Here is a 21,560-nt window from a genome sequence, read left to right as displayed (position 1 = left end):
TGGCGCTCGAAAAGGCAGCACAGGAAAAGCGCACCATGCAGTTTGATGTGGTGACCTTGTTCCCGGAAATGTTCGATGCGCTGACCCGGTTTGGCATTACTTCGCGAGCGCAGGAACGCGGGATTTACGAATTGGCTTTGTGGAATCCGCGGGATTTCACCAGCGATAATTATCGTACGGTAGACGACAGGCCCTATGGCGGCGGCCCAGGCATGGTGATGCTGGCAGAGCCGCTGGCAAGCGCAGTCCAGGCTGCCAAGGTAAGGCAGCAGCAGGCGGGTGTGGCAGGCAGCAAGGTGATTCACCTTTCGCCGCAAGGTGTGCCGCTCAAGCATGAGCATGTCATGCAGTTGAGCGAGGATCCGGGCCTGATATTGCTGGCAAGCCGTTATGAAGGCGTGGATGAGCGCTTGCTCAACAGTGTGGTGGATGAAGAATATTCGATAGGCGACTATGTGCTGTCCGGCGGTGAAATTCCCGCGATGGTATTGATAGACGCGATCGTCAGGCAATTGCCGGGCAGTCTCGGCGATGCAGGGTCGGCAGAGGAAGATTCATTTGTCGATGGCTTGCTCGATTGCCCGCATTACACACGCCCCGAGGAGTATGCGGGGCAGAAGGTGCCGGAAGTGTTGCTCTCCGGCAACCATGCAAAGATCAAGCGCTGGCGATTGAAACAATCGCTGGCGCGAACCCGGGCCAGGCGCCCGGATTTATTGGCCGCAAGGTCGTTGACGAAAGAGGAATCTCGGCTGCTCATGGAAATAGAGCAGGAACAAGATTCCCATAACTAAAAGGAAGCACAAAATGGCTGATATTATCAAGTTGTTAGAAGAGGAAGAGATTGCCCGTCTTGGCAAGACCATTCCTAGCTTTGCCCCTGGTGACACCGTAGTGGTTGGTGTGAACGTGGTTGAAGGTACACGTAAGCGTGTGCAGGCTTACGAAGGCGTTGTCATTGCCATCCGTAACCGTGGTTTGAACTCTTCTTTCATCGTGCGCAAGATTTCTTCCGGCGAAGGTGTGGAGCGTACATTCCAGACTTACTCCCCGCTGATTGCCAGCATCGAAGTCAAGCGCCGTGGTGACGTACGCCGCAGCAAGCTCTACTACCTGCGTGAGCGTTCCGGCAAGTCCGCACGTATCAAGGAAAAGCTGCAACTGCGCACCAAAGACACCAACAAGGCAGCAAGCAGCGCAGAATAAACTGCTTGCCTGTGATAGAAAAGCCCCGCATCGTCGGGGCTTTTTGTTATTTCACCATGTATAAAACAGCGCGAATGGCGGAGTTCCATATGTTTTTCCTCCATCGACGGTTCAATCGCCTGCTTGCTGCGCGGCCCAGATGCCTCCGACCAGCGCAGTGACCATCAACACCAGCGCGAACAATGTCGCGCCCGTCGCCAATCCCACGGCGTCCATCACATAGCCCGTCGCTACCGGCAGCAAGCCGGCCGGGATGTAGCCGCCGATGTTGAGGACTGCGTTGGCTTGCGCGCGATGGCTGTCGGGGACGTGCAGGCCGATCAGGGTCAAGCCGCCCAGTTGACCCAGCCCCTGGCCGGCGCCGGCGAGCAGTGCGGACGCGACCAACGCCGGCACCAGCGAGGCATGGATGGCCAACGCCAACCCGACCATCGACAGCACCGTCGCCGCAGTGCTGGCGGCGAAGATGCGCGGTATCGGCCACTGGCGCACCGCGAACTGCACACCGGTAGCGGTCAGGAACATCGCACATGCCATTCCACCGGCCAGCAGCGGGCTGCGTACGTCGAGCAAATGCGACAGCAGCGAAGGCCCCAGCGCCAGTACGAAAGACGTGGCGGTGATGCCGGGGCCGAAGGTGGCAATGCCGCAGCCGACCTGCCGACGATTGGCCTGCGGCACCGTGGGCAGGCGCAGCCGTGCGGGGCCGGACGCGACCGGACGGCGCAGCGGCAGCCACCACACGATGCCCAGCGCACTGAGCAGTACCAGCGCCTCGATGCCGAAGATCGGCAGCACCGGCTGCGCCAGGCCTTGTGCAAGCCCCCCGGCCAGCAAAGGCCCAAGCCCGGCACCCAGCACCATCGCCGCCGAAGCCAGGAGCGCCGCCCGTCGCTTGTGTTCCGAGCCGCCCACATCGACCACCGCCGCCATGCCCACCGAGACGATCACGCCCACCGCGATACCAGCCAAGAGCCGGCCTATCGCCAGCATCACGATCGAAGTGGCCGAGGCGAACAGCAAGCACGCCACCAAGGCAGCCAACAGCCCTGGGATGAGGACGAGCTTGCGTCCGTAGCGATCAGATAGCTGGCCGGCGATCAGCAGCGTCCCCAGTAAACCCGCGATGTAGAGCGCGAAGATGACTGTCAGCGTGCCCGATGAGAAGCCGAGCTGCTGCTGCCAATGCACATACAGCGGCGTCGGCGAGTTGGACAGCATGAACACGGCCGTCACCACCCAGGCGGCGGCCCAGAGGCCGGAGGGCGCAGGCGCGGCTTTCATCGGGAAACCCTCTCGGCATGCACGTCGATGGCTGTGTCAGGGTAGCGGCCATACAGGGCGTGTAGCGAGATGGCAGGTTCTTGCCGCAATGCGGCGATCCATGCGGCATTGATGTGGGATTGCGACAGGTCTGGATAAGCAACGATGACCAAAGAGTTTGGCATAACAGGCTCCTATACGAGTTTTATCGTACTATACTTCAGTTCGATAAAACTCGTATAGTGTCCCGGCCTGACTCTGGATAGGAGTATGGAAGAACCTATTCGATAAATTTCGGACAGTTGCTACAATCGGCCCATGAGTGCCGTCAGAAAAACCGAATCGACTGGGCTTGACGGTGAACCTGCCGACCTGCCCGAACCGCTACCAGAACCGGATATCGCAGACCTGCGCCTTGAAGCCATCTTGGGCGCGCTGGCCGATTCTCTGCGCCTGACTATCGTACGCAAGCTGATGCTGGAAGCGCAGGCCTACGATCATCCATGCGGCTGGTTCGGATTAGACCGGCCCAAGTCGTCCCTGACCCACCACTTCAAGGCGCTGCGCGAGGCGGGGATAATCCGCCAGCGGCAGTACGGCCTGGAGCGTCGAAGCCGGCTGCGGCGCGGGGACCTCGAGGCACGCTTCCCAGGCCTGCTTGCCCTGGTTGCCAGTTGGCAACCGCCGTCCGACAAGAAATAGCGGTAGCCATCCCTTCTTACAGGCGCAGGTAAACCAAACCTTGTTGGGCAAGCGTATCAGAGACTTGAGAACACTCATTTCATAGTTCGTGCCGGCTGAATGGTAAAGCCAACCCCGGGTTTGTTCCTCTGTATATTCGTATTGCCCGCTGCGAACGCAGCCTCAGGCTGCGCAATCTCTTTTATACTGTTGAGAACATCAACATCACAATAAAGAAACGCCAGCCCATGTTTCCAGATACTGCAGTTGCGCCACAAACGATTTATCTAAAGGATTACGCACCGGCTCCTTATCAGGCCGCCCGTGTCGATCTTGCTTTTGAGTTATTCGAGGACAGGACTATTGTCAGGTCAGAGGTTTTGTACATCAAAAACCCTGCCGGCATTTCAAATCGCCTCGTATTAAACGGACAAGACCAGACCGTACTTTTGGTCGAGTTGAACGGCGCGCCGTTCGATGGCTATAGCCTAGAAGACGGCAGGATGATCATAGACAACGCTGGTGATGAGTTCACTCTTGCCATCACATCCGAGATTCATCCCGAAGCCAATACCGCGCTGGAAGGCCTGTATAAATCCCAGGGCACATTCTGCACACAGTGCGAGGCCGAAGGCTTCCGGCGGATTACCTACTTCCAGGACCGTCCTGATGTGCTGAGCATCTTCTCCGTGCGCATCGAGGCGGATAAAAACCAATATCCTGTGCTGCTTTCCAATGGCAACTTGGTTGATTCAGGCGACCTGGAGCATGGCCGTCACTTCACCGCATGGCATGATCCATTCCCTAAGCCATGCTATCTCTTCGCGCTAGTTGCCGGTGATCTTGTCCAGATTGCGGACACGTTCCGAACCAAATCCGGCCGCAATGTAGACCTGCATATCTACGTCAGGAGCGGGGATGAGGGGCAGTGCACGCATGCCATGGAATCACTGAAGAAGGCCATGAAATGGGATGAGGACAAATACGGCCGCGAATATGAGCTCGACTTGTTCAATATCGTGGCGGTCAGCGATTTCAACATGGGGGCGATGGAAAATACATCGCTCAACATCTTCAATACTAAGCTGGTGCTCGCCCATCAGGAAACCGCCACCGATACCGACTTCATCAGCGTCGAGGCCGTGATTGCGCATGAATATTTCCACAACTGGACGGGCAACCGCGTGACCTGCCGCGACTGGTTCCAGCTATCGTTGAAAGAAGGCCTGACCGTGTTCCGCGACCAGGAATTCAGCGCGGACATGAACTCGCGCGCCGTGCAGCGCATCGATGACGTCGACCAGTTGCGCAGGCTGCAATTCCCCGAGGATGCCAGTCCGCTGGCCCATTCCGTGCAGCCCGACCACTTTATCGAGATCAGCAATTTCTACACCATGACCGTGTATGAAAAGGGTTCGGAGCTTATCCGCATGCAGCATACCCTGCTGGGGGCAGAGTCATACCGCAAGGCGACCGACCTCTACTTCGAGCGTTATGACGGGCATGCCGTTACCATCAACGACTTCGTGCAGTGCATGGCCGATGCTTCTGGGCGCGACATGTCCCAGTTCTTCCTCTGGTACAAGCAGGCGGGCACGCCGGTTTTGAAAGCAGCTGGCCGCTATGACCATGAGGCCCATCAGTACACGCTGACATTAACGCAATCCCAGCCGGACACGCCGGGCCAAACTGGTAAAAAGCCGTTGCATGTCCCTGTTGCCGTGGGTTTGCTGAATGAAGCGGGTGAGGAAACGCATGCGACCCGTATTCTTGAAATGACCGAGCGCGAGCAAAGCTTTACTTTCGATAATGTCCTTTCCCGTCCGGTGCCTTCCATCCTGCGCGGCTTCTCCGCGCCGGTGAAACTGACCACGGACTTGAGCGACGATGACCTGCGCCTGCTGCAACTCAGGGATACCGACGGATTCAACAAGTGGGAGGCGGGGCAAAACATTGCGCTGCGCACCATCCAGCGCGTGATGGCCGATCCCGGAGCTGATATTGTACAATTCATCGATGATTTCGGCATCCTGCTCGAGCAAGGCTTGGGCGAAGATGCCGACAAGGCCTTGGTGGCACGTGCCTTATCCCTGCCTTCCATTGCTGTCATTGCACAAGCACAGGACGTTGTTGACCCCGCCGCCATTGATCTCGCCCGTACTGCCATTCTCAAGGCCGTCAAGCGCACCCATAAGGATTTGCTGGCCCGGCTTTACGAACACAACCGCAGCACAGGCGAATTCTCCATCTCGCCTGCCGCCATGGGGCGCCGCGCGTTGCGAAATACGCTGCTGGAATTGCTGACGGTGACCAACGGCACCGGGTGTGCCGCCAGGGCCAAGGCGCATTATGACCATGCGGACAACATGACGGACCGCGTTGCCGCGCTATCCAGCTTGGCCGACAGCACCCAGCCGCAACGCGACGAAGTCTTTTCAGACTTCCATCACCGCTTCAAGGATTACCAGCTCGTCGTCGATAAATGGTTCTCGCTGCAGGCCATCGCCAACCGGGAAGGCATATTCGAGGACTTTGCCAAGCTGCGCCAGCATCCGGAATTCAATATCAAGAACCCCAACCGCGTGCGTGCACTTTACTCGGCATTCGTAGTGAATAACCCGGTGAAATTCCACGACCTAAGCGGGCAAGGTTACGCGATCGTCAGGGACGCCGTCATCGAACTAAACGCGATCAATCCGCAAATCGCCGCGCGCCAGGTCACCCCATTCCGTGAATGGAGGCGCTACACGCCCGCCCTCCAGGCGCAGATGAAGGCTGCACTGCAAACCATTATAGATAGCCCCAACCTTTCCAGCGATGTGTTCGAGGTCGTGAGCAAGTGCCTGAAATAAGCGACAAGGCAGGGTTTGATGCAGTTATCACCGCGCCGTTTGGCGCAGTGGGAATTACCGTGGCAAATGATTACGTCACCGGCATCAAGCTAATCCCTGGACCGGTGGCACCTTATTGTGCCGAGCAGCCGTTTGTCCAGCATGTCGTGCTCAAGGTGCGGCAATATCTTGAAGATGCCGCCAATCCGCTGGATATTCCCTACCTATTGCAGGGCACGCTATTCCAGAAGCGTGTCTGGCAGGCCATGGCGCAGATTCCGCTGGGGCAGGCCTGGACCTACGGCGAACTTGCTGAACATGTCGGTTCCGGCCCCAGGGCAGTCGCCAATGTCTGTGGCGCCAACAATTTGCCGCTGCTGATTCCCTGCCACCGCATCGTCGCCAAGGCTGGGATTGGTGGATTCATGCAGGGAGAAAAGCAGGGCCTGGAAATTAAGCGCTGGCTGTTGCGGCACGAGCAGGTTGATGGCTATCGCTGAAGCGCTGCTTGACGAATTTCTCGACCACTTGTGGCTGGAGGACGGGCTGGCGAAAAACACCTTGTCCAGCTACCGGCAGGATCTGGTTGCCTTTGCTGCTTGGCTGCAAGAAGACAGGAAAAAAGCCATGTTGGAGGCCGGGTCGGAAGATATCCAGGGATTCATTGCCCTGCGCTTTCCCCTGAGCAAGCCGCGCAGCATCAGCCGCCTCATTGCCAGTTTGCGCCGCTTCTACCGTTACGCCCTGCGCGAAGCAAAAATCAGTGTTGACCCCAGCCTGCATATCGAATCGCCCAAGCTGCCGCGCTCATTGCCGAAGAGCCTGAGCGAGGATGACGTGGAGCGCTTGATCGAAGCACCTGACATCAAGACCAGCCTTGGCCTGCGTGACCGCGCCATGCTGGAAACCCTTTATGCCACCGGTTTACGGGTCTCCGAACTCGTCGGCATGCAGGTCACGGAACTGAGCCTGAACGATGGCGTGGTGCGCATCACCGGCAAGGGCAGCAAGACGCGCCTGGTGCCTTTGGGCGAGCAGTCTGTGGACTGGCTGGCGCGTTATCTGCAGGAAGGGCGGCCCGCCATCCTGCAACAACGCCTGAGCGACCACCTGTTCGTCACCCAGCGCGGCCAGGGTATGACGCGCCAGGCATTCTGGTATCTCATCAAGCGCTATGCATTGCAGGCGGGCATTCAAACTTCGCTGTCACCGCATGTGCTGCGCCATGCCTTTGCCACCCACTTGTTGAACCATGGCGCTGACCTGCGCGTGGTGCAGATGCTGCTCGGTCATGCCGATATTTCCACCACGCAGATTTACACCCATGTCGCCCGCGAGCGCCTGAAGCAGCTGCACGGAGTACATCATCCGCGAGGCTGAGGCTTCGTACTTAGGTCATGACCTCAAATCGCTTGATTGCGCGAAATACAAAGCTTGGCTGGACGCCAAAGCTTTGATGGAAGCAGTTGCTGAAATGCGCCGAGTCGGTGAAGCCGTTATTGAGCGCAATATGGGTCATATTGTCGGCATGGTGAAACTCCCCGGCGGCTGTCATCAACCTCTTCCACCGCCTGAACCGCCTGTAAGGGTTCCCGGTCTCCGTTTTGAATAAATGCAGGAATCTCGAGGGCGATAGATCTACTGCGACAGCAAGATGCTCATTTGAAAAGTTGCGATCAGGTTCATTGCGCATTATGTCGATCGCGGCCCGTATCCGCGGGTCGATAGCGGGCGTGCCGGGCACTTCTCCCAATAACCGGCTCAACCGGGCATTGATTTCATCCTTGGTCGGGTCATCCTCGTAGATGCTGCGGAAGCAATTGACCAGGTTTGCATCGTGAAAAGTCGTGGCGGAGCGCATCCGGTAGGGAAAGCGTTGCCGCATCAACAGAAACTCGGGGCTGTCCATTTCTACAAACATTTTGCCGTGTATGCCTTGGCCAAAATCAATTTCATGGTTAACGCCGGGAGGGATGATGACACAGCTGCATTCAACGGCAGCTCCATTGTTGATTCTGATTTGGAATGGCTTGTATATGCCAACATGGATTGCCGCAGCACCGTATAAATGTTGGCCGAGTGGGGGCGAGGGGCCGAAATACAGCACTTTGCCTGGCCATAGAAACAACCTGAGATGGGTAGGGTAAGCAGTCAGCATAGCCGGTTCTTACAAGACTCGATAGCTCGGAATGCCTAGAATATCAACCTATTGAAAACCTGAATAGCTTCAATTGCTTGCATATTTTAAAGTGGAGACGGAAATGGGTACGGATGAATTCAAGGACGGGTTTGAGCTTATTTTGAAGCAGCTTCCTGCGGGCGTGCTGCAGGACTTTCATTTTTTTGATTTGTCATCCCGCGACGTGCCTTGGCTGGATAGCGGAATCGACATACAGGAAGGCGACCGGTTCAGCAGCTTTGCGATTGGCAGGACAACATTGAGCGGAACCCAGATATGGATTGGTCCGCATTACCAGCTGTGGTTTCGCGTCGGGGAGGACGGCGAGGTGTTCCGCGGTACGCGTGATACGCATTCTTGGCAGGCAACATGTTCTGGACGGCTGTATCTTGCGAGTTATTTCCCTGGTGAATGGGCGGACGTGCATGGCAGTCTGGCAACGCCGAATGAAGCGTATGGGCTTGTCGAAGGAGGCTTTAGCCTGTTGTTGATACGTTGGAACGTAGAGCCTCGACAAGGGCTGGAACACCTGAGGCAATTGGGTGATGTTGAGGGATTATTGCAAGGAGAGCTTGATCGGCTTGCGAATGGGGTCGAAGTGCCCGAAGGATGGAAATATTTATGGTTCATCGGCCCTGCGGAAATTTATCGCAAACACAAACATACCCATGGCGAAACGATGTGCTGCAATACGGAGAATGATGTCGGCTTGCTGCAACAGGATGTGGATGTGCCATTGGTTCCTGATGCTCAACTGAGATGGGCCTGGAAGGTCGACCTTTTACCATCCGAAGTAGCCGAGGACACATTGCTGACTCACGATTACATGAGCATTGCCGTGGAGTTTGATAATGGGCAGGATATTACTTATTACTGGAGCGCCGGCCTGCCGGTGGGTGCCGGTTATCGTTGTCCCATTCCGAGCTGGACGGCGCGGGAAACCCATGTCGTGATTCGGTCAGGTGGGCAGGAACTGGGTAAATGGCTGAATGAACAACGCAACCTTTACGAGGATTATGCCAAGTATATAGGCGGCGCCATGCCGGGGCGGATTGTGCGTGTATGGCTGATTGCCTTGAGCCTGTTCCAGCATCGTCCGGGAAAGTGTGAGTATCAGGATATTGAATTGTTGGCTGAAGGCCGCGTTGTTCCAATAAAGTAGGCTACTTGTGTCCCCGTTCAATCACTACCCCCAGCGCCTTCAGCCCCGGCAATATGCCGGGCTTTGCTACGCGCAATTTGACCCAGGGCGCGCCGAATTCCTGCATGATGAGCTGGCAGATGTGTTCCGCCAATGCCTCGACTAGCTTGAACGAGCGTTCTGCCAGCGTTTCGCGGATACGGGAAACCACTACGCCGTAGTCTATGGTGTCGCTGATGGCGTCGGTTTGGCAGGAGCTGTTGTCCGGCATGGCGATTTCAATATCGAGGATGATGGTTTGCGCTGTGAGGCGCTCCCAGTCTGGCACGCCGAGGTGGGTTTGAACCTTGACTTCGCTGAGAAAAATAATGTCCATAGGGGCTGGAATCCTGCGTTAAGCCTGTCGGGCTGGTAGAATACGGCATTCAATTTTAATCCAATCCACATGAATACCGCAGTTTTCGTCATTCTTGCCTATCTTCTCGGTTCTGTCTCGTTTGGCATTCTGGTCAGCAAGGCCTTCGATTTGCCTGACCCCCGCACTGTCGGCTCGGGTAATCCGGGCGCCACCAATGTGTTGCGTAGCGGCAAGAAGGCAGCGGCATTGCTGACCCTGCTGGGTGATGCGGCCAAGGGATGGCTGCCGGTGTGGCTTGCCAAGGCGTATGGCCTTGAGGTTGAGGCGGTGTGCTGGATTGCGCTTGCCGTGTTCCTCGGGCACTTGTATCCGGTGTTTTATAAATTCAAGGGTGGCAAGGGCGTAGCAACGGCTCTGGGCGTTTTGCTGGCGTTCTCTCCTCTGCTGGCAGGGCTAGCCTTGTTGAGCTGGATTGCCGTATTTGCCTTGACGCGTTTTTCTTCGCTTGCCGCATTGACGGCTGCTGCCCTGGCGCCTGGTTTTGCCTGGCTGCTGCTACCGCAAGTGGGCTACATCATTGTGGTGTTTGTGCTGTCGATGCTGCTGATCTGGCGTCACCGCAGCAATATCCGCAAATTGCTGGATGGAACTGAGGCAGGTTTCGGCAAGAAGCCTTGACCAATTCAAGGCCGGCTTAGTTCTGCCAAGTCCCAACGCGGTCTTACCGTAAAGCTGTGGTCGCTTTGCTTGGCATGTTGCATGCGCATGGCGCCGGCAAAGGCGATCATCGCGCCATTGTCGGTGCAGAATTCCAGCCTGGGGTAATGTACATTGTATTGCCTGCGTTTGGCTGCGGTATTGAGCCGTTCGCGCAGCCGGGCATTGGCGCCCACGCCGCCTGAGACAATCAATTGCGTTAAGCCGGTTTTGCGCAATGCTGCCATACATTTCTTGGTGAGTACTTCCGTCACGGCCTCCTGGAATTCATAGGCAATATTGGCACGTGCAGTGTCGTCCAGTTTGTCGCCATATTGGTTGACCAATGTGAGTACAGCGGTCTTGAGGCCGCTGAAGCTGAAATTGAGGTCTCCGCTGTTGAGCATGGGCCGCGGCAGCTGGCAGGCGCCGGGCTCTCCCTGGCTTGCAAGTTTTGAAACCGCCGGGCCGCCTGGATAGCTCAGGCCGAGCAACTTGGCGGTCTTGTCGAAAGCTTCGCCGGCTGCGTCATCCAGGGTGTCGCCTAACAATTCGTAGTCGCCGATGGCGGAGACCCGCATCAATTGGGTATGCCCTCCGGATACCAGCAGGGCGACAAAAGGGAATTCCGGCGGATCAGCCTCAAGCAATGGAGCCAGTAGGTGGCCTTCAAGATGGTGTACGCCTATGGTGGGCAGGTTGAGGCTGAATGCTAGGGATTCGGCAATGCTGGTGCCGACCAGCAAGGCGCCGGAAAGGCCAGGGCCCTGGGTATAGGCAATGCCGTCAATGTCGCTCAATGATTTGCCTGCCGCGTCCAGCACATGGCGGGTCAATGGCAATGTGCGGCGGATGTGGTCGCGCGAGGCGAGTTCTGGCACTACGCCGCCGTATTCGGCATGCATGTCGATCTGCGAATGCAGGGCATGGGCAAGCAGGCCTTGTTCTGTGTCGTACAAGGCCAGGCCAGTTTCATCGCAGGAAGATTCAATGCCGAGAATTAACATAAGTTTGCGGATAATGTTGATAAAACAATCATGAGGCGCTAGAATAGCAAACTTTTTCACCCTTTCTCAAAGGTAAAGTGATTTAAATGTCTAGCGTACGTGTAAAAGAAAATGAGCCGTTTGATGTGGCTCTGCGCCGTTTCAAGCGCATGATTGAAAAGACTGGCCTTCTGACCGACTTGCGCGCTCGCGAGTTCTATGAGAAGCCAACCTGGGAGCGCAAGCGTAAGGCTGCTGCTGCCGTTAAGCGTCACTATCGCCGTATTCGCAGCCAGACTCTGCCTACCAAGCTTTACTAAGCATCAGGTAATTCCGCTGTGACGATCAAGGCGCAACTTGCCGAAGATATGAAAGCCGCAATGCGTGCCAAGGATAGCGCGCGTCTTGGGGCTATTCGCCTTTTGCAGGCTGCCATCAAGCAACGCGAGGTGGATGAGCGCATTGAGCTGGACGATGGCCAGGTGATTGAGGCTATCGAGAAGATGCTCAAGCAGCGCCGTGATTCCATTTCTCAATATGAAGCGGCTAATCGCCAAGATCTTGCCGATGTGGAGAAGTTTGAAGTCACGGTATTGCAAACTTACCTGCCTGCTGCATTAACTGAAGATGAAGTAAGTGCCATCCTTGACAGCGTGATTGCCGAGACTGGGGCAGCCAGCATCAAGGATATGAGCAAGGTAATGGCGGCAGTCAAGCCGAAAGTGGTGGGGCGTGCCGACATGGGCAAGATTTCGGGATTGATCAAATCCAGGCTTGCCGCTTGAGGTGAATTGCTCGATTGATGTTGAAAAAGGAGCTTCAGGCTCCTTTTTTGCTTTTTTCAGCTATTATTTTCACTCATGATCCCTGATTCTTTCATTCAAGAGCTGCTTAACCGCGTCGACATCGTCGATGTGATTGACCGCAGCGTTCCCTTGAAGAAAGCAGGAGCCAATTATTCTGCCTGTTGCCCGTTCCATAACGAGAAATCACCCTCCTTTACCGTGAGCCCGACCAAGCAGTTCTACCATTGCTTTGGTTGTGGCGCGCATGGTTCTGCGTTGGGCTTTATCATGGAATATCAAGGCATCAGCTTTGTGGAAGCGGTACATGAGCTGGCCAAATCGGTTGGCATGATTGTGCCGCAGGAAACCCGGCCGGAAGATGCGGTCAGGGCCAAGGTGATTCCGGGCTTGCAGGAAGTCATGCAGCAGGCGGCAAATTACTATAAGGCAGAGTTGAAGAAGTCGCCGCGCGCGATTGATTATCTCAAGGGGCGTGGACTGAGCGGCCAGGTTGCTGCCCGCTTTCAGGTTGGCTATGCGCCGCCTGGCTGGCAGAACCTGGAGGCGGTGTTCGCGGATTATCGCCATGAAGTGCTGCAAACGGCGGGGTTGGTGATTGATAATGAGCAAGGGCGGCGTTATGACCGCTTCCGCGACCGCATTATGTTCCCGATTCATGACCAGAAGGGCCAGGTGATCGGCTTTGGTGGCCGGGTGCTGGAAAGTGCTGATGTTGGCGCCAAATACTTGAATTCGCCGGAAACGCCCTTATTTCAGAAAGGCCATGAGCTGTATGGCCTGTTCCTCGCGCGGCGGGCTATTCGCGAAGCGGGAAGGGCATTGGTAGTTGAAGGCTACATGGATGTGGTGGCGTTGGCGCAGTACGGCATTGAATATGCCGTGGCGGCGCTGGGTACTGCAACAACGCCTTCGCATATCACCAAGCTGATGCGCCAGACCGAGGATATTGTATTTTGCTTTGATGGGGATAATGCCGGGCGGGGCGCAGCCTGGCGTGCGGCAATGAACGCATTGCCCGCGCTTAAGGATGGCTTGCGGCTCAGCTTCTTGTTTCTGCCCACCGAGCACGACCCGGACAGTTATGTGCGTGAGTTTGGCAAGGAGGCTTTTGAGGGTTTGATGACGCAAGCCTTGCCTTTGTCGCAATACCTGGTGCAGGAGTTGAGTGCCAATAACCGCTTGCAGTCGCAGGAAGACAAGGTGCAGTTCCTGAATGAGGCGGAACCGATCCTGAAGCAGATTCAGGCGCCCAGGCTTGCATTGCTTTTGCGTAAACGTATTGCGGAGCTGGCGGATATTTCTGGCGATGAAATGCGCCGCATGATTAAGCTGCCGGAAACTAATCGCGCCAAGTCGCGGTCTGCTCCCAAGCAGGCACGCACTACGATGTCTTTGCAGCGCAGGTTTGCAATCATGGCGATCATGCAGCCGCATTTGGTGCAGGAGCAGGATCAATCATGGCTGACGGATAACAGTGCTGAAGATGAAATGGTGCGGCAAGTGGTGAGGCTGGCTTTATCCGGCCCAACTGCCAAGCCGGCGGCAATATTGCATACGCTTGAATCTTTGATTGATGTCCGATTGCTGCATGATTTGCAACGCGAATTGCACTTGCTGGATGAAAGCCTGGATCTTGCCCTGGAGTTTGAGGGCGTGCGCAAGCAATTGAAAGATGCCTATCTGCAAAAGCAGAAAACTTCTGCCGTGGACAGGCTCAAGGAGAAAAGTTTGAGTCAGCTTACAGAGGAAGAGCGGGAGCTACTGAAATCAATTGGTACTCGCTGAATTAACAGTGGCAGACTGAAAAAACTGCTAAAAATTGTAGATATTTTTAAGGTATAATCTAGGGTTTTCCGTAATCAACCGCGGGTCGATGAGGTCAAGCATGGCTAAAGAGCAACAGAACGAAAACGTAAACGACAAAGCTGATATTACGCTGAATGACGCGGATATACGTCGCACACGGTTGAAATCACTTATTGTGCTGGGTAAGGAGCGCGGCTACCTTACTTACGCCGAAATTAACGATCACTTGCCTGATGATGTCCAGGATTCCGAGCAGATAGACGGCATCATTGGCATGATCAACGACATGGGCATCCAGGTGTATGAAGAAGCGCCGGATGCTGAAGCTCTGCTGATGTCCGATGCGCCTGCGCCGGTTGCGGATGAAGATGCTGTGGAAGAGGCTGAGCAGGCACTGTCCACTGTCGATTCCGAATTTGGCCGTACCACCGATCCTGTCCGTATGTACATGCGTGAAATGGGCACTGTGGACCTGCTGACACGTGAAGGCGAAATTGAAATCGCCAAGCGTATCGAAGATGGACTCAAGCACATGGTACAGGCAATTGCAGCCTGTCCAAGCACCATTGCCGAACTATTGGCCATGGTGGATCTGGTTGAAAAGGATGAGTTGAGCGTTGACGACCTGGTAGATGGCCTCATTGATACTGATGATGGCCTGCAAGCGGAAATCGTAGCAGAAGAAGCCAGCGTTGCCGACGAAGAGGCTGATGAAGAGGCTGGCGAGGACGAGGAAGACGATGATGGCGCCAAGGCCGCTGCCATTTCAGCAGAGGCGCTTGCCAAGCTGCGTGAAGAAGTGCTCACTCGGTTTGCTGTCATTCGCAGTGCCCACGAGAAAATGTCTGTCATCCTGACCGGCAAAGGTTCCCAGGACAAGGAATACCTCAAGCTGCAGGCTATCATCATTGATGAATTGATGGCATTCCGCTTCTCCGCCAAACAGGTTGAGGCTCTCTGTGATCGCGTACGTAGCATGGTGGATGAAATTCGTCGCCATGAGCGCAAGATCATGGATTTTTGTGTCGAAAAAGCTGGTATGCCGAGGACACATTTCATCAAGAGCTTCCCAGGCAACGAAGGCAATCTGGAATGGCTGAGTGCCGAGCTTGCAGTCAACAAGCCTTATGTTGAGCGTCTGGAGCGCTTCAGGCATTCCATTGATGATCAGCAACAACAGTTGCTTGATATCCAAGAGCGGGTTGGTATTCCAATCAAGGAACTCAAGGAAATCAACAAGCAGATGTCCACTGGCGAAGCGCGTGCACGTCGCGCCAAGCGTGAAATGATTGAGGCCAACTTGCGTCTCGTGATTTCGATTGCCAAGAAATACACCAATCGCGGCCTGCAATTCCTGGACCTGATCCAAGAAGGCAATATCGGCTTGATGAAGGCCGTGGACAAATTCGAATACCGTCGCGGCTACAAGTTCTCAACTTATGCGACATGGTGGATTCGCCAGGCTATTACGCGTTCGATCGCGGACCAGGCACGTACTATCCGTATCCCTGTGCACATGATCGAGACCATCAACAAGATGAACCGTATCAGCCGTCAGATTCTGCAGGAAACCGGTCTGGAACCAGATCCAGCGACCCTTGCGGAAAAGATGGAAATGCCGGAAGACAAAATCCGCAAAATCCTCAAGATTTCCAAGGAGCCTATCTCCATGGAAACCCCGATTGGCGACGACGATGACTCCCATCTGGGCGACTTCATCGAAGATGTGGCGACTCTGGCGCCTGTGGATGCTGCTGTATACGCAAGCTTGCGTGATGCAACCAAAGAAGTGTTAGAATCGCTGACCGCAAGGGAAGCCAAGGTGCTACGTATGCGCTTCGGTATTGAAATGAATACTGACCATACGCTGGAAGAAGTAGGTAAGCAATTCGATGTAACGCGTGAGCGTATTCGTCAAATTGAGGCCAAGGCGTTGCGTAAACTGCGCCACCCAACTCGCTCTGAACGTCTGCGCAGTTTCCTGGAAACTGGCAACGACTAAGCGAAAAGCTTTAAGGGCCTCTAGCTCATGCATGGTTAGAGCAGCGGACTCATAATCCGTTGGTGCCCGGTTCGACTCCGGGGAGGCCCACCATAGAATCAAGGGGTTACGTTAATTCGTAACCCCTTTGTTATTCCTACGATAAAAAATGATATTTAGTTCAAATTTTCTTTTAAAAATTCTTCAATTTTTTTAAGAGTAGCAATTCTATCGTCACTTCTACTTAGGCAGTGATCAGCTTCTTTCAAAAACATGGTTTTGTGAGGTTTTTTGAGTTTACTTAATGCCTTTTTCATTCTTTCTGAATGTTCAATTGGTACGGTGTAATCTTTATGCCCATGAATAAGTAAGATTGGGGAGTTAATTTTATCGGCATTAAGAACTGGGGAGGTTTGATTAAAAATCTGAGGATTTGTGCCTATGCGAGGGCGATTAATGTCAGAGAATAAATAATGCCAGTTATCATCATTAAGTAAATGTAAGTCTGTAACTGGGGCAATAGCAACTGCACAACGGTAAAGGTTAGGTTCTTTCACAAGTCCCATCAGCGCAGAATATCCCCCATAACTTGCCCCAACCAGAGCAATTTGGTCCGGTGTGGTTAGATTTTTCTCAATGAGCCAATGGGTACCGTCTGTTACATCATTTTGCATTGCTAGTCCCCATTGTTGCAGGCCTGCGACTTCAAATGCTGCGCCAAATCCTGTTGAGCCACGAAATTGAGGTTGTAGTACACCATATCCGCGACTAGCAATGAACTGAACCATGTAGTCAAAGCCTTCTTCGTCGTGAGCGGTTGGGCCTCCATGGGGCAATACTACAAAAGGGATTGGGGTATTTTGGTTAGTATGGCCCGGGGGCAAGGTAAGTAGGGCGGGGATGGTCAATCCATCTCTAGCTTGATAAGTTATTCGCGTACTACTGGCGATTTGAGAAGGGTCTAGCTTAGAGTATGTTTCTGCGATTGGACTAATAATGATTTTTTCTGTATTTCTATCTAAGAGCCAGTAAGACAATGGCTCATTACCCTTCTCTACGGTGAATAGCACGCGTTTTCCATCATCACTAATATCTACGATTTCATTGATTGATCCAGGCATCGCTTGATTGATTAATTTGATTTCTTTTGCAAAAATATTATCAAAATAGATATTAGAGTTTTTATTTGTATAGCTTACTAGTCTCTCTTTATAAATAGCAAAAGAGAGGTCACTATTCTCAGAGTAAGCCAAGGTTTTAACATATTTGTTTTTTATGTAATCTAACTCATATAGACCAGTGCCTCCCATGTGATTGGAAGCTACATAAATTATATTCGGGTCAGTTTCGCTAAATGCTACAAGATCTAGGAATCTTCCTGAATTAACTTCATATGGTTGGATTTCGTTCCAATTATCATCAGGTAGGCGCTTGACTAAATACGAGTAAGTTTTCTCGTTTAGTGATCTACCTGCGCGAATGTTGCCTTTAGAGTCAGCTTTCCAGTCAATGATATTACTTCGAGCTTGATGAGTTGTAGTCAGACGACCGGTGTTAATATTTACTCTTACTACCTCGGGATATTTGAGTTGATTTTCTGTGATGCCTATATTTGCTCTGCTGCTAGTTACATTAATACGGTCCGCGTTTCGAGATCCGGAAGGGAGGGAGATCAAAATATTATCCGGATCATTGGGTAACAGGCTGACAATATTGTTCTGAATTTGTGGGATGTAATATTGAAATTTTTCTGGATTGATTAGATTGAGAGGGTTTTTTCCATCGGCATCGATTGCGAGCAATCTAGTATCGACTGAAGGGTGGAAGGGGTCGCGTAATGAAAAGAAACGTAAGGATGCAATTAGACGACTGTTGGATTTCCAGAAAAACCAGTCAGGTTCCATCTGGGAAGTGGGGAGGTAAATTGGCTTGGTTTTTCCATCAAGATACCATATTACTAGACTTCGTTTACCTTTAACGGAGAGTATTACTGCTAGTTTTTGTCCGTCAGGGGAAAGTCTGGCATTTGCGGTTTCAGGAATTGCACCGTAAATTTCTGCAGGAGCTGGAGTAGCAAGGAGAGAGTTATTTGCTGTTGAGATTGTTGCGTTAAGAGTTAATAAAAGACTGCTTGCTGCCAATAGGTAATGTTTGATAGATACCATATTGTTGTTGGCGTAATGCCTCTCCCCTTCAAAGATCGCAAGCAGGAGTAGGTGTGTAGATAGACTACTCCTGCAAGTGTTTTATGCTTATTTTTGGAATAATTATTTTGCGCCTATAGCTGCTAGGCCAGCTGCCGCTGCTTGTTCGTCTTGTTGGGAAGTGGCACCGCTTACGCCGATGGCGCCAACGATTTTTCCGTCAAGGATAATGGGCAAACCACCTTGCAATGGCAGAACATTGGGCAGGTTGAGTAGAGCTACGCGACCACCGGCTACTACATCCTCCAGTGCTTTGGTTGGACGTTTGAAATTGTTAGCGGTACGAGCTTTGCCGATGGCGGTTTCCACGCTGGAAATCTGAGTGCCGTCAATTTTCTCAAAATAGGATAGGCTGCCGCTACTATCTACTACTGCGACTACTACTGCCAAGTTATTTTTCTTTGCGTCTGCAATGGCAGCCGTGGCTGCTTTTTTAGCTTGCTCGCTGGTAATGGGGGCGCCATAGCCAATGATGTCGGCAGCCAGGCCAAAGCTGGAGTAAGAGGCAAAAATTGCAGCTGCGATAGCCGAGCGGAGAATATTGGTCATGGTTGGATCCTCTTTTATCAAAAGCCTTGAAGTTGCAATTGATATGCCAAATGGAAAAGAGAATCTAATTAAATGTTTTTATAGGTTTTTTATATGGCAGTGTTTGAGTTGGGTGTTCAATAAAAGCCACTTTTTAATGGAAATCCAACAGACTGTTGGCTTTTAAACATTATCTTGAGTGTCATTTTTGCCAAGCGTTTGGGACTGATTAAACAGGAAAAGTTTATCTGCAGATTCATTAACCGCAACGACAGCTGGGTGTTCTGCGCGCTTGGGAACGGAGATGGCGTAGAAGTGCTGGGTGAATTCATCAGTTTCGGCGATTTTGATGACGTCGTACTCTTGTTCAATCTCATGAGCGATAACGGATGATACAGTGAAGAAGCCTATGCCGGCCGTGCCAAAAGCCTTCATCAGGGCGCTATCGTCGAATTCACCTACTATATTAGGCGTAATGTGCTGTTCGTTGAGCCAGCGCATGATTTGTCCCTGAAGCAAGCTGTCTTCCCCCATGACCAACATGGGTGCGCGGTGGAGACGTTCAGGGAATTGGCCTGGATATTTCAGTGCCAGTTCAGTGGTAGCAAAAAAAGTAGTGCCGCTTTCACCAAGTTTGTGGCTGATGCCGGTGATGTTGATTTCACTCGGCATGGGGCGGTCTGCCAGTACAAGATCAAGTTTGTGGATGGAAAGTTGGGCTAGCAGGGCTTCAAAGTTATCTTCACGGCAGACAATCCGGATGGGATCCTCAAGTGCCAAGGCGGCGGAAAGCAGGTGATATGCAATGGATTTTGGCACAAATTCTGCAATACCCACATTGAACACTCTGGGGCGCTTTTTCGGCTGGTGATGCAGCGTTTCTTCCAGCATGCTGCCAGTTTCAAAAATGCGTTCAGCATAAGGTAGGGCTAGGCGGCCTGCGTCAGTAAGTTCCAAGCCACGCCCAGCCCGTTTAAATAGGGTGACATTCAGGTCTGCTTCCAACAGGGATATTTGGCCGCTCAGCGTTTGCGGTGTGACACCCAATTGCTCACTGGCTTTTACCAAACTCCCTGCCTTAGCCACAGCCCAGAAATAGCTAAGTTGCTTATAGTTCATAGAGCGCTCCTTGGCTTCCTACTTTAACAATTCTATTTTTCCGAAGTATTTATCAGTGAATATTATGTTTTTATTGTGGTGTTGGTCTAGTACGATGGGAACCATTGCAAGAGACAAAACAATTCATCAATAAATTAATTACTTGGAGATAATCATGAAAAAGACATTGTCCATCGTTACGATCGCACTGGTTGCTGCCTGGGCGCCTTTCGCACAGGCTGAGAGTAATCCTGCACTGTTTGAGCATCAGGTGCTGGCAGCGGCGACGATCAACCCAAGCCGTTTGGCCACCGATGCCCGTATTTCTGAAACAGAAGCGGTGATCAGTCACAAGGATGTGGTGCAGTCACGTAACAATCGTCCGCACTTTAGGCATCACTTCAATGTTAACCGGATTGATACTAGTGGTGTGAGCGCTGATCGCAATGCGGGTAAGAAGTTTGTCTATGTTGCCCATCCTAAGCATGGTTTCAAGGTGAAGCGCTACGTCGGGGTTCACTAATCCCGGTCTGAAAAGCCATGCACAGGCGGTTGCAGCTGCCTGTGGTGATTCGCCCCTGAGGATACTTATGCCTCGCGGGGCGTTTTTTTTATTTTGGCCTGTTTGTGGATAGTGGAATACTTACGTGCATTGTCACCAATATGTTCTTCTCCACGCAGGCGTGCAAGCTCAATTTGTTTTTGCCTTTCTTCAATGCTGGCGCGCTTTTCTGGGGAAAGTTTGTCATAGCACCGCGGGCAAGAGATGCCCTTAACATATTTGGGTGATGCCATATCTTCTGCCGATACAGGGTGACGGCAAGCGAAGCACTGGTCGTAATCTCCAATCTCCAGCCCATGTTTGACTGCAACACGCTGGTCAAAGACAAAGCATTCGCCTTCCCATAAGCTTTCTTCTTCAGGCACTGTTTCCAGATATTTCAGAATACCGCCTTGCAGGTGGTAAACCTCTTCAAAACCTTGTTCCAGCATATATGAGCTGGCTTTCTCGCAGCGGATGCCGCCAGTGCAGAACATGGCTACCTTCTTGTTTTTGGCCGGGTCCAGATTGTTGCGTACATAATCCGGGAATTGGCGGAAGGTCGTGGTTTCAGGGTCCATTGCCCCCTTGAATGTGCCAATGCCATACTCATAGTCGTTGCGGGTGTCGATCAAAATCACATCCGGGTCTGAAATCAGGGCGTTCCAATCTTCTGGCTTGACGTAGGTGCCTACTTTTTTATTCGGATCAATTCCTGGCACACCCAGTGTTACGATTTCCTTTTTCAGCCGTACCTTCATCCTGTAGAACGGCATTTCCTCCGAGAGCGATTCCTTATGCTCAATATCTGCCAGCCGGGCATCCTGGCGCAGATAGGCCAATAAGGCATCAATCGCCTTGCGGCTACCGGCTACTGTGCCATTAATGCCTTCTTCAGCCAGTAGCAACGTACCTTTGATGCCTTCGGCATTACATAAAGCAAGCAAGCTTGGCTGAAGCTCCTGATAATCAGGGAGGCTGGCAAATTTGTATAAAGCAGCAACGACAATATAGGACACGGCAAAACTCTCGCGATGGTGTGGTTGAATAAAACGTAAGCGATTTAATGGGTTAAATAAAACCTGTTGATGAGTATAACGTTATCAAGGGGCAACATTTTAATGAAATTTCCATAAATTTCATATGGTTATTGTGTTGTTTATTTGCAACGTATCACGAATTTTACTTGTAACGAGAACGTTTATTATTTATATTCCAGCCTCTTAATAACTGTAAATAGTTGTAAAGGGAAAAT

The 21,560-nt window shown here is 52.6% G+C and carries 22 protein-coding genes and 1 tRNA gene; 14 read left to right on the top strand and 9 right to left on the bottom strand.

Annotated features, from left to right (window positions below):
- Positions 1–35 precede the first annotated feature (35 nt).
- A complete protein-coding gene (trmD, locus tag LG198_RS07330) occupies positions 36–794 on the top strand; it encodes a tRNA (guanosine(37)-N1)-methyltransferase TrmD (protein ID WP_230343020.1) in 759 nt (252 codons plus the stop codon).
- 13 nt (positions 795–807) lie between these two features.
- Positions 808–1,206, top strand: coding sequence for a 50S ribosomal protein L19 (gene rplS, locus LG198_RS07325; RefSeq protein WP_230342523.1), 399 nt, complete (start codon positions 808–810; stop codon positions 1,204–1,206).
- 111 nt (positions 1,207–1,317) lie between these two features.
- Here rplS and LG198_RS07320 read toward each other — a convergent pair whose 3' ends face one another.
- Entirely contained in the window at positions 1,318–2,490 is a 1,173-nt protein-coding gene (locus LG198_RS07320) for an MFS transporter (protein ID WP_230342522.1), read from the bottom strand.
- Complete coding sequence (locus LG198_RS07315) at positions 2,487–2,654, bottom strand: NADPH-dependent FMN reductase family protein (protein ID WP_230342521.1); 168 nt, start codon at positions 2,652–2,654, stop codon at positions 2,487–2,489. Before LG198_RS07315 ends, LG198_RS07320 begins: the two co-directional genes overlap by 4 nt.
- A 133-nt stretch (positions 2,655–2,787) precedes the next feature.
- Here LG198_RS07315 and LG198_RS07310 point away from each other — a divergent pair, with 133 nt between their 5' ends.
- The 4 genes from LG198_RS07310 (at position 2,788) to xerD (ending at position 7,361) form a co-directional block, all read left to right on the top strand.
- Entirely contained in the window at positions 2,788–3,171 is a 384-nt protein-coding gene (locus LG198_RS07310; RefSeq protein ID WP_230342520.1) for an ArsR/SmtB family transcription factor, read from the top strand.
- A gap of 227 nt (positions 3,172–3,398) precedes the next feature.
- The gene (gene pepN / locus LG198_RS07305) at positions 3,399–6,002 is read left to right on the top strand and encodes an aminopeptidase N (protein ID WP_230342519.1); all 2,604 of its coding nucleotides are present in this window, start codon (positions 3,399–3,401) and stop codon (positions 6,000–6,002) included.
- Positions 5,990–6,481 (top strand): methylated-DNA--[protein]-cysteine S-methyltransferase, encoded by a 492-nt coding sequence (locus LG198_RS07300; protein WP_230342518.1) that lies wholly within the window; start codon positions 5,990–5,992, stop codon positions 6,479–6,481. The genes pepN and LG198_RS07300 overlap by 13 nt, the downstream gene beginning before the upstream one ends.
- Positions 6,468–7,361: a site-specific tyrosine recombinase XerD gene (gene xerD / locus LG198_RS07295; RefSeq protein ID WP_230342517.1), complete on the top strand. Its 894-nt coding sequence runs from the start codon at positions 6,468–6,470 to the stop codon at positions 7,359–7,361. Before LG198_RS07300 ends, xerD begins: the two co-directional genes overlap by 14 nt.
- 10 nt (positions 7,362–7,371) lie before the next feature.
- Here xerD and LG198_RS07290 read toward each other — a convergent pair whose 3' ends face one another.
- Positions 7,372–7,902 (bottom strand): helix-turn-helix domain-containing protein, encoded by a 531-nt coding sequence (locus LG198_RS07290; RefSeq protein WP_230342516.1) that lies wholly within the window; start codon positions 7,900–7,902, stop codon positions 7,372–7,374.
- A gap of 340 nt (positions 7,903–8,242) precedes the next feature.
- On the opposite strand from LG198_RS07290, the gene LG198_RS07285 reads away from it, so the two are divergent.
- On the top strand, positions 8,243–9,322 hold the full coding sequence (locus LG198_RS07285) for a DUF3047 domain-containing protein (RefSeq protein WP_230342515.1): 1,080 nt from the start codon (positions 8,243–8,245) through the stop codon (positions 9,320–9,322).
- A 1-nt stretch (position 9,323) separates the two neighbouring features.
- Here the strand turns inward: LG198_RS07285 and LG198_RS07280 are convergent, their stop codons facing one another.
- Entirely contained in the window at positions 9,324–9,677 is a 354-nt protein-coding gene (locus tag LG198_RS07280) for a dihydroneopterin aldolase (protein WP_230342514.1), read from the bottom strand.
- Positions 9,678–9,746: 69 nt separating this feature from the next.
- On the opposite strand from LG198_RS07280, the gene plsY reads away from it, so the two are divergent.
- Complete coding sequence (gene plsY / locus LG198_RS07275; RefSeq protein ID WP_230342513.1) at positions 9,747–10,337, top strand: glycerol-3-phosphate 1-O-acyltransferase PlsY; 591 nt, start codon at positions 9,747–9,749, stop codon at positions 10,335–10,337.
- A 5-nt stretch (positions 10,338–10,342) separates the two neighbouring features.
- Here plsY and tsaD read toward each other — a convergent pair whose 3' ends face one another.
- Positions 10,343–11,362 (bottom strand): tRNA (adenosine(37)-N6)-threonylcarbamoyltransferase complex transferase subunit TsaD, encoded by a 1,020-nt coding sequence (tsaD, locus tag LG198_RS07270; RefSeq protein WP_230342512.1) that lies wholly within the window; start codon positions 11,360–11,362, stop codon positions 10,343–10,345.
- An 86-nt stretch (positions 11,363–11,448) separates the two neighbouring features.
- Between tsaD and rpsU the strand changes: the two genes are divergently transcribed.
- The 5 genes from rpsU (at position 11,449) to LG198_RS07245 (ending at position 16,048) form a co-directional block, all read left to right on the top strand.
- The gene (gene rpsU, locus LG198_RS07265; protein ID WP_025870166.1) at positions 11,449–11,661 is read left to right on the top strand and encodes a 30S ribosomal protein S21; all 213 of its coding nucleotides are present in this window, start codon (positions 11,449–11,451) and stop codon (positions 11,659–11,661) included.
- 18 nt (positions 11,662–11,679) lie between these two features.
- A complete protein-coding gene (locus tag LG198_RS07260; RefSeq protein ID WP_230342511.1) occupies positions 11,680–12,126 on the top strand; it encodes a GatB/YqeY domain-containing protein in 447 nt (148 codons plus the stop codon).
- A 75-nt stretch (positions 12,127–12,201) separates the two neighbouring features.
- Complete coding sequence (dnaG, locus tag LG198_RS07255) at positions 12,202–13,932, top strand: DNA primase (RefSeq protein ID WP_230342510.1); 1,731 nt, start codon at positions 12,202–12,204, stop codon at positions 13,930–13,932.
- 100 nt (positions 13,933–14,032) lie between these two features.
- Positions 14,033–15,955 (top strand): RNA polymerase sigma factor RpoD, encoded by a 1,923-nt coding sequence (gene rpoD, locus LG198_RS07250; protein WP_230342509.1) that lies wholly within the window; start codon positions 14,033–14,035, stop codon positions 15,953–15,955.
- A 14-nt stretch (positions 15,956–15,969) separates the two neighbouring features.
- Positions 15,970–16,048 (top strand) — tRNA-Ile (locus LG198_RS07245).
- A 62-nt stretch (positions 16,049–16,110) separates the two neighbouring features.
- Here LG198_RS07245 and LG198_RS07240 read toward each other — a convergent pair.
- The 3 genes from LG198_RS07240 to nhaR form a co-directional block, all read right to left on the bottom strand.
- Positions 16,111–18,099 carry an alpha/beta hydrolase family protein gene (locus LG198_RS07240; RefSeq protein WP_230342508.1) on the bottom strand — a complete coding sequence of 663 codons (1,989 nt, stop codon included), beginning with the start codon at positions 18,097–18,099 and terminating at the stop codon, positions 16,111–16,113.
- A 102-nt stretch (positions 18,100–18,201) separates the two neighbouring features.
- Complete coding sequence (locus LG198_RS07235) at positions 18,202–18,687, bottom strand: GlcG/HbpS family heme-binding protein (protein ID WP_230342507.1); 486 nt, start codon at positions 18,685–18,687, stop codon at positions 18,202–18,204.
- Positions 18,688–18,849: 162 nt separating this feature from the next.
- Entirely contained in the window at positions 18,850–19,785 is a 936-nt protein-coding gene (nhaR, locus tag LG198_RS07230; protein ID WP_230342506.1) for a transcriptional activator NhaR, read from the bottom strand.
- A gap of 154 nt (positions 19,786–19,939) precedes the next feature.
- Here nhaR and LG198_RS07225 point away from each other — a divergent pair, with 154 nt between their 5' ends.
- Positions 19,940–20,287: a hypothetical protein gene (locus LG198_RS07225; protein ID WP_230342489.1), complete on the top strand. Its 348-nt coding sequence runs from the start codon at positions 19,940–19,942 to the stop codon at positions 20,285–20,287.
- A 65-nt stretch (positions 20,288–20,352) separates the two neighbouring features.
- On the opposite strand, the gene trhO is transcribed toward LG198_RS07225, so the two are convergent.
- Positions 20,353–21,324 (bottom strand): oxygen-dependent tRNA uridine(34) hydroxylase TrhO, encoded by a 972-nt coding sequence (gene trhO / locus LG198_RS07220; protein WP_230342505.1) that lies wholly within the window; start codon positions 21,322–21,324, stop codon positions 20,353–20,355.
- Between the last annotated feature and the right edge of the window lie 236 nt (positions 21,325–21,560).

Source organism: Methylobacillus arboreus (genome assembly GCF_020532725.1).
Lineage (GTDB): Bacteria > Pseudomonadota > Gammaproteobacteria > Burkholderiales > Methylophilaceae > Methylobacillus > Methylobacillus arboreus.
This window is presented reverse-complemented; position numbering and strand designations above follow the sequence as displayed.

Coding starts and splice junctions, on each gene's coding strand:
- trmD (WP_230343020.1), top strand. CDS start 36: ATGCAGTTTGATGTGGTGACCTTGTTCCCGGAAATGTTCGATGCGCTG.
- rplS (WP_230342523.1), top strand. CDS start 808: ATGGCTGATATTATCAAGTTGTTAGAAGAGGAAGAGATTGCCCGTCTT.
- LG198_RS07320 (WP_230342522.1), bottom strand. CDS start 2,490: ATGAAAGCCGCGCCTGCGCCCTCCGGCCTCTGGGCCGCCGCCTGGGTG.
- LG198_RS07315 (WP_230342521.1), bottom strand. CDS start 2,654: ATGCCAAACTCTTTGGTCATCGTTGCTTATCCAGACCTGTCGCAATCC.
- LG198_RS07310 (WP_230342520.1), top strand. CDS start 2,788: ATGAGTGCCGTCAGAAAAACCGAATCGACTGGGCTTGACGGTGAACCT.
- pepN (WP_230342519.1), top strand. CDS start 3,399: ATGTTTCCAGATACTGCAGTTGCGCCACAAACGATTTATCTAAAGGAT.
- xerD (WP_230342517.1), top strand. CDS start 6,468: ATGGCTATCGCTGAAGCGCTGCTTGACGAATTTCTCGACCACTTGTGG.
- LG198_RS07290 (WP_230342516.1), bottom strand. CDS start 7,902: ATGTTTGTAGAAATGGACAGCCCCGAGTTTCTGTTGATGCGGCAACGC.
- LG198_RS07285 (WP_230342515.1), top strand. CDS start 8,243: ATGGGTACGGATGAATTCAAGGACGGGTTTGAGCTTATTTTGAAGCAG.
- LG198_RS07280 (WP_230342514.1), bottom strand. CDS start 9,677: ATGGACATTATTTTTCTCAGCGAAGTCAAGGTTCAAACCCACCTCGGC.
- plsY (WP_230342513.1), top strand. CDS start 9,747: ATGAATACCGCAGTTTTCGTCATTCTTGCCTATCTTCTCGGTTCTGTC.
- tsaD (WP_230342512.1), bottom strand. CDS start 11,362: ATGTTAATTCTCGGCATTGAATCTTCCTGCGATGAAACTGGCCTGGCC.
- rpsU (WP_025870166.1), top strand. CDS start 11,449: ATGTCTAGCGTACGTGTAAAAGAAAATGAGCCGTTTGATGTGGCTCTG.
- dnaG (WP_230342510.1), top strand. CDS start 12,202: ATGATCCCTGATTCTTTCATTCAAGAGCTGCTTAACCGCGTCGACATC.
- rpoD (WP_230342509.1), top strand. CDS start 14,033: ATGGCTAAAGAGCAACAGAACGAAAACGTAAACGACAAAGCTGATATT.
- LG198_RS07240 (WP_230342508.1), bottom strand. CDS start 18,099: ATGGTATCTATCAAACATTACCTATTGGCAGCAAGCAGTCTTTTATTA.
- LG198_RS07235 (WP_230342507.1), bottom strand. CDS start 18,687: ATGACCAATATTCTCCGCTCGGCTATCGCAGCTGCAATTTTTGCCTCT.
- nhaR (WP_230342506.1), bottom strand. CDS start 19,785: ATGAACTATAAGCAACTTAGCTATTTCTGGGCTGTGGCTAAGGCAGGG.
- LG198_RS07225 (WP_230342489.1), top strand. CDS start 19,940: ATGAAAAAGACATTGTCCATCGTTACGATCGCACTGGTTGCTGCCTGG.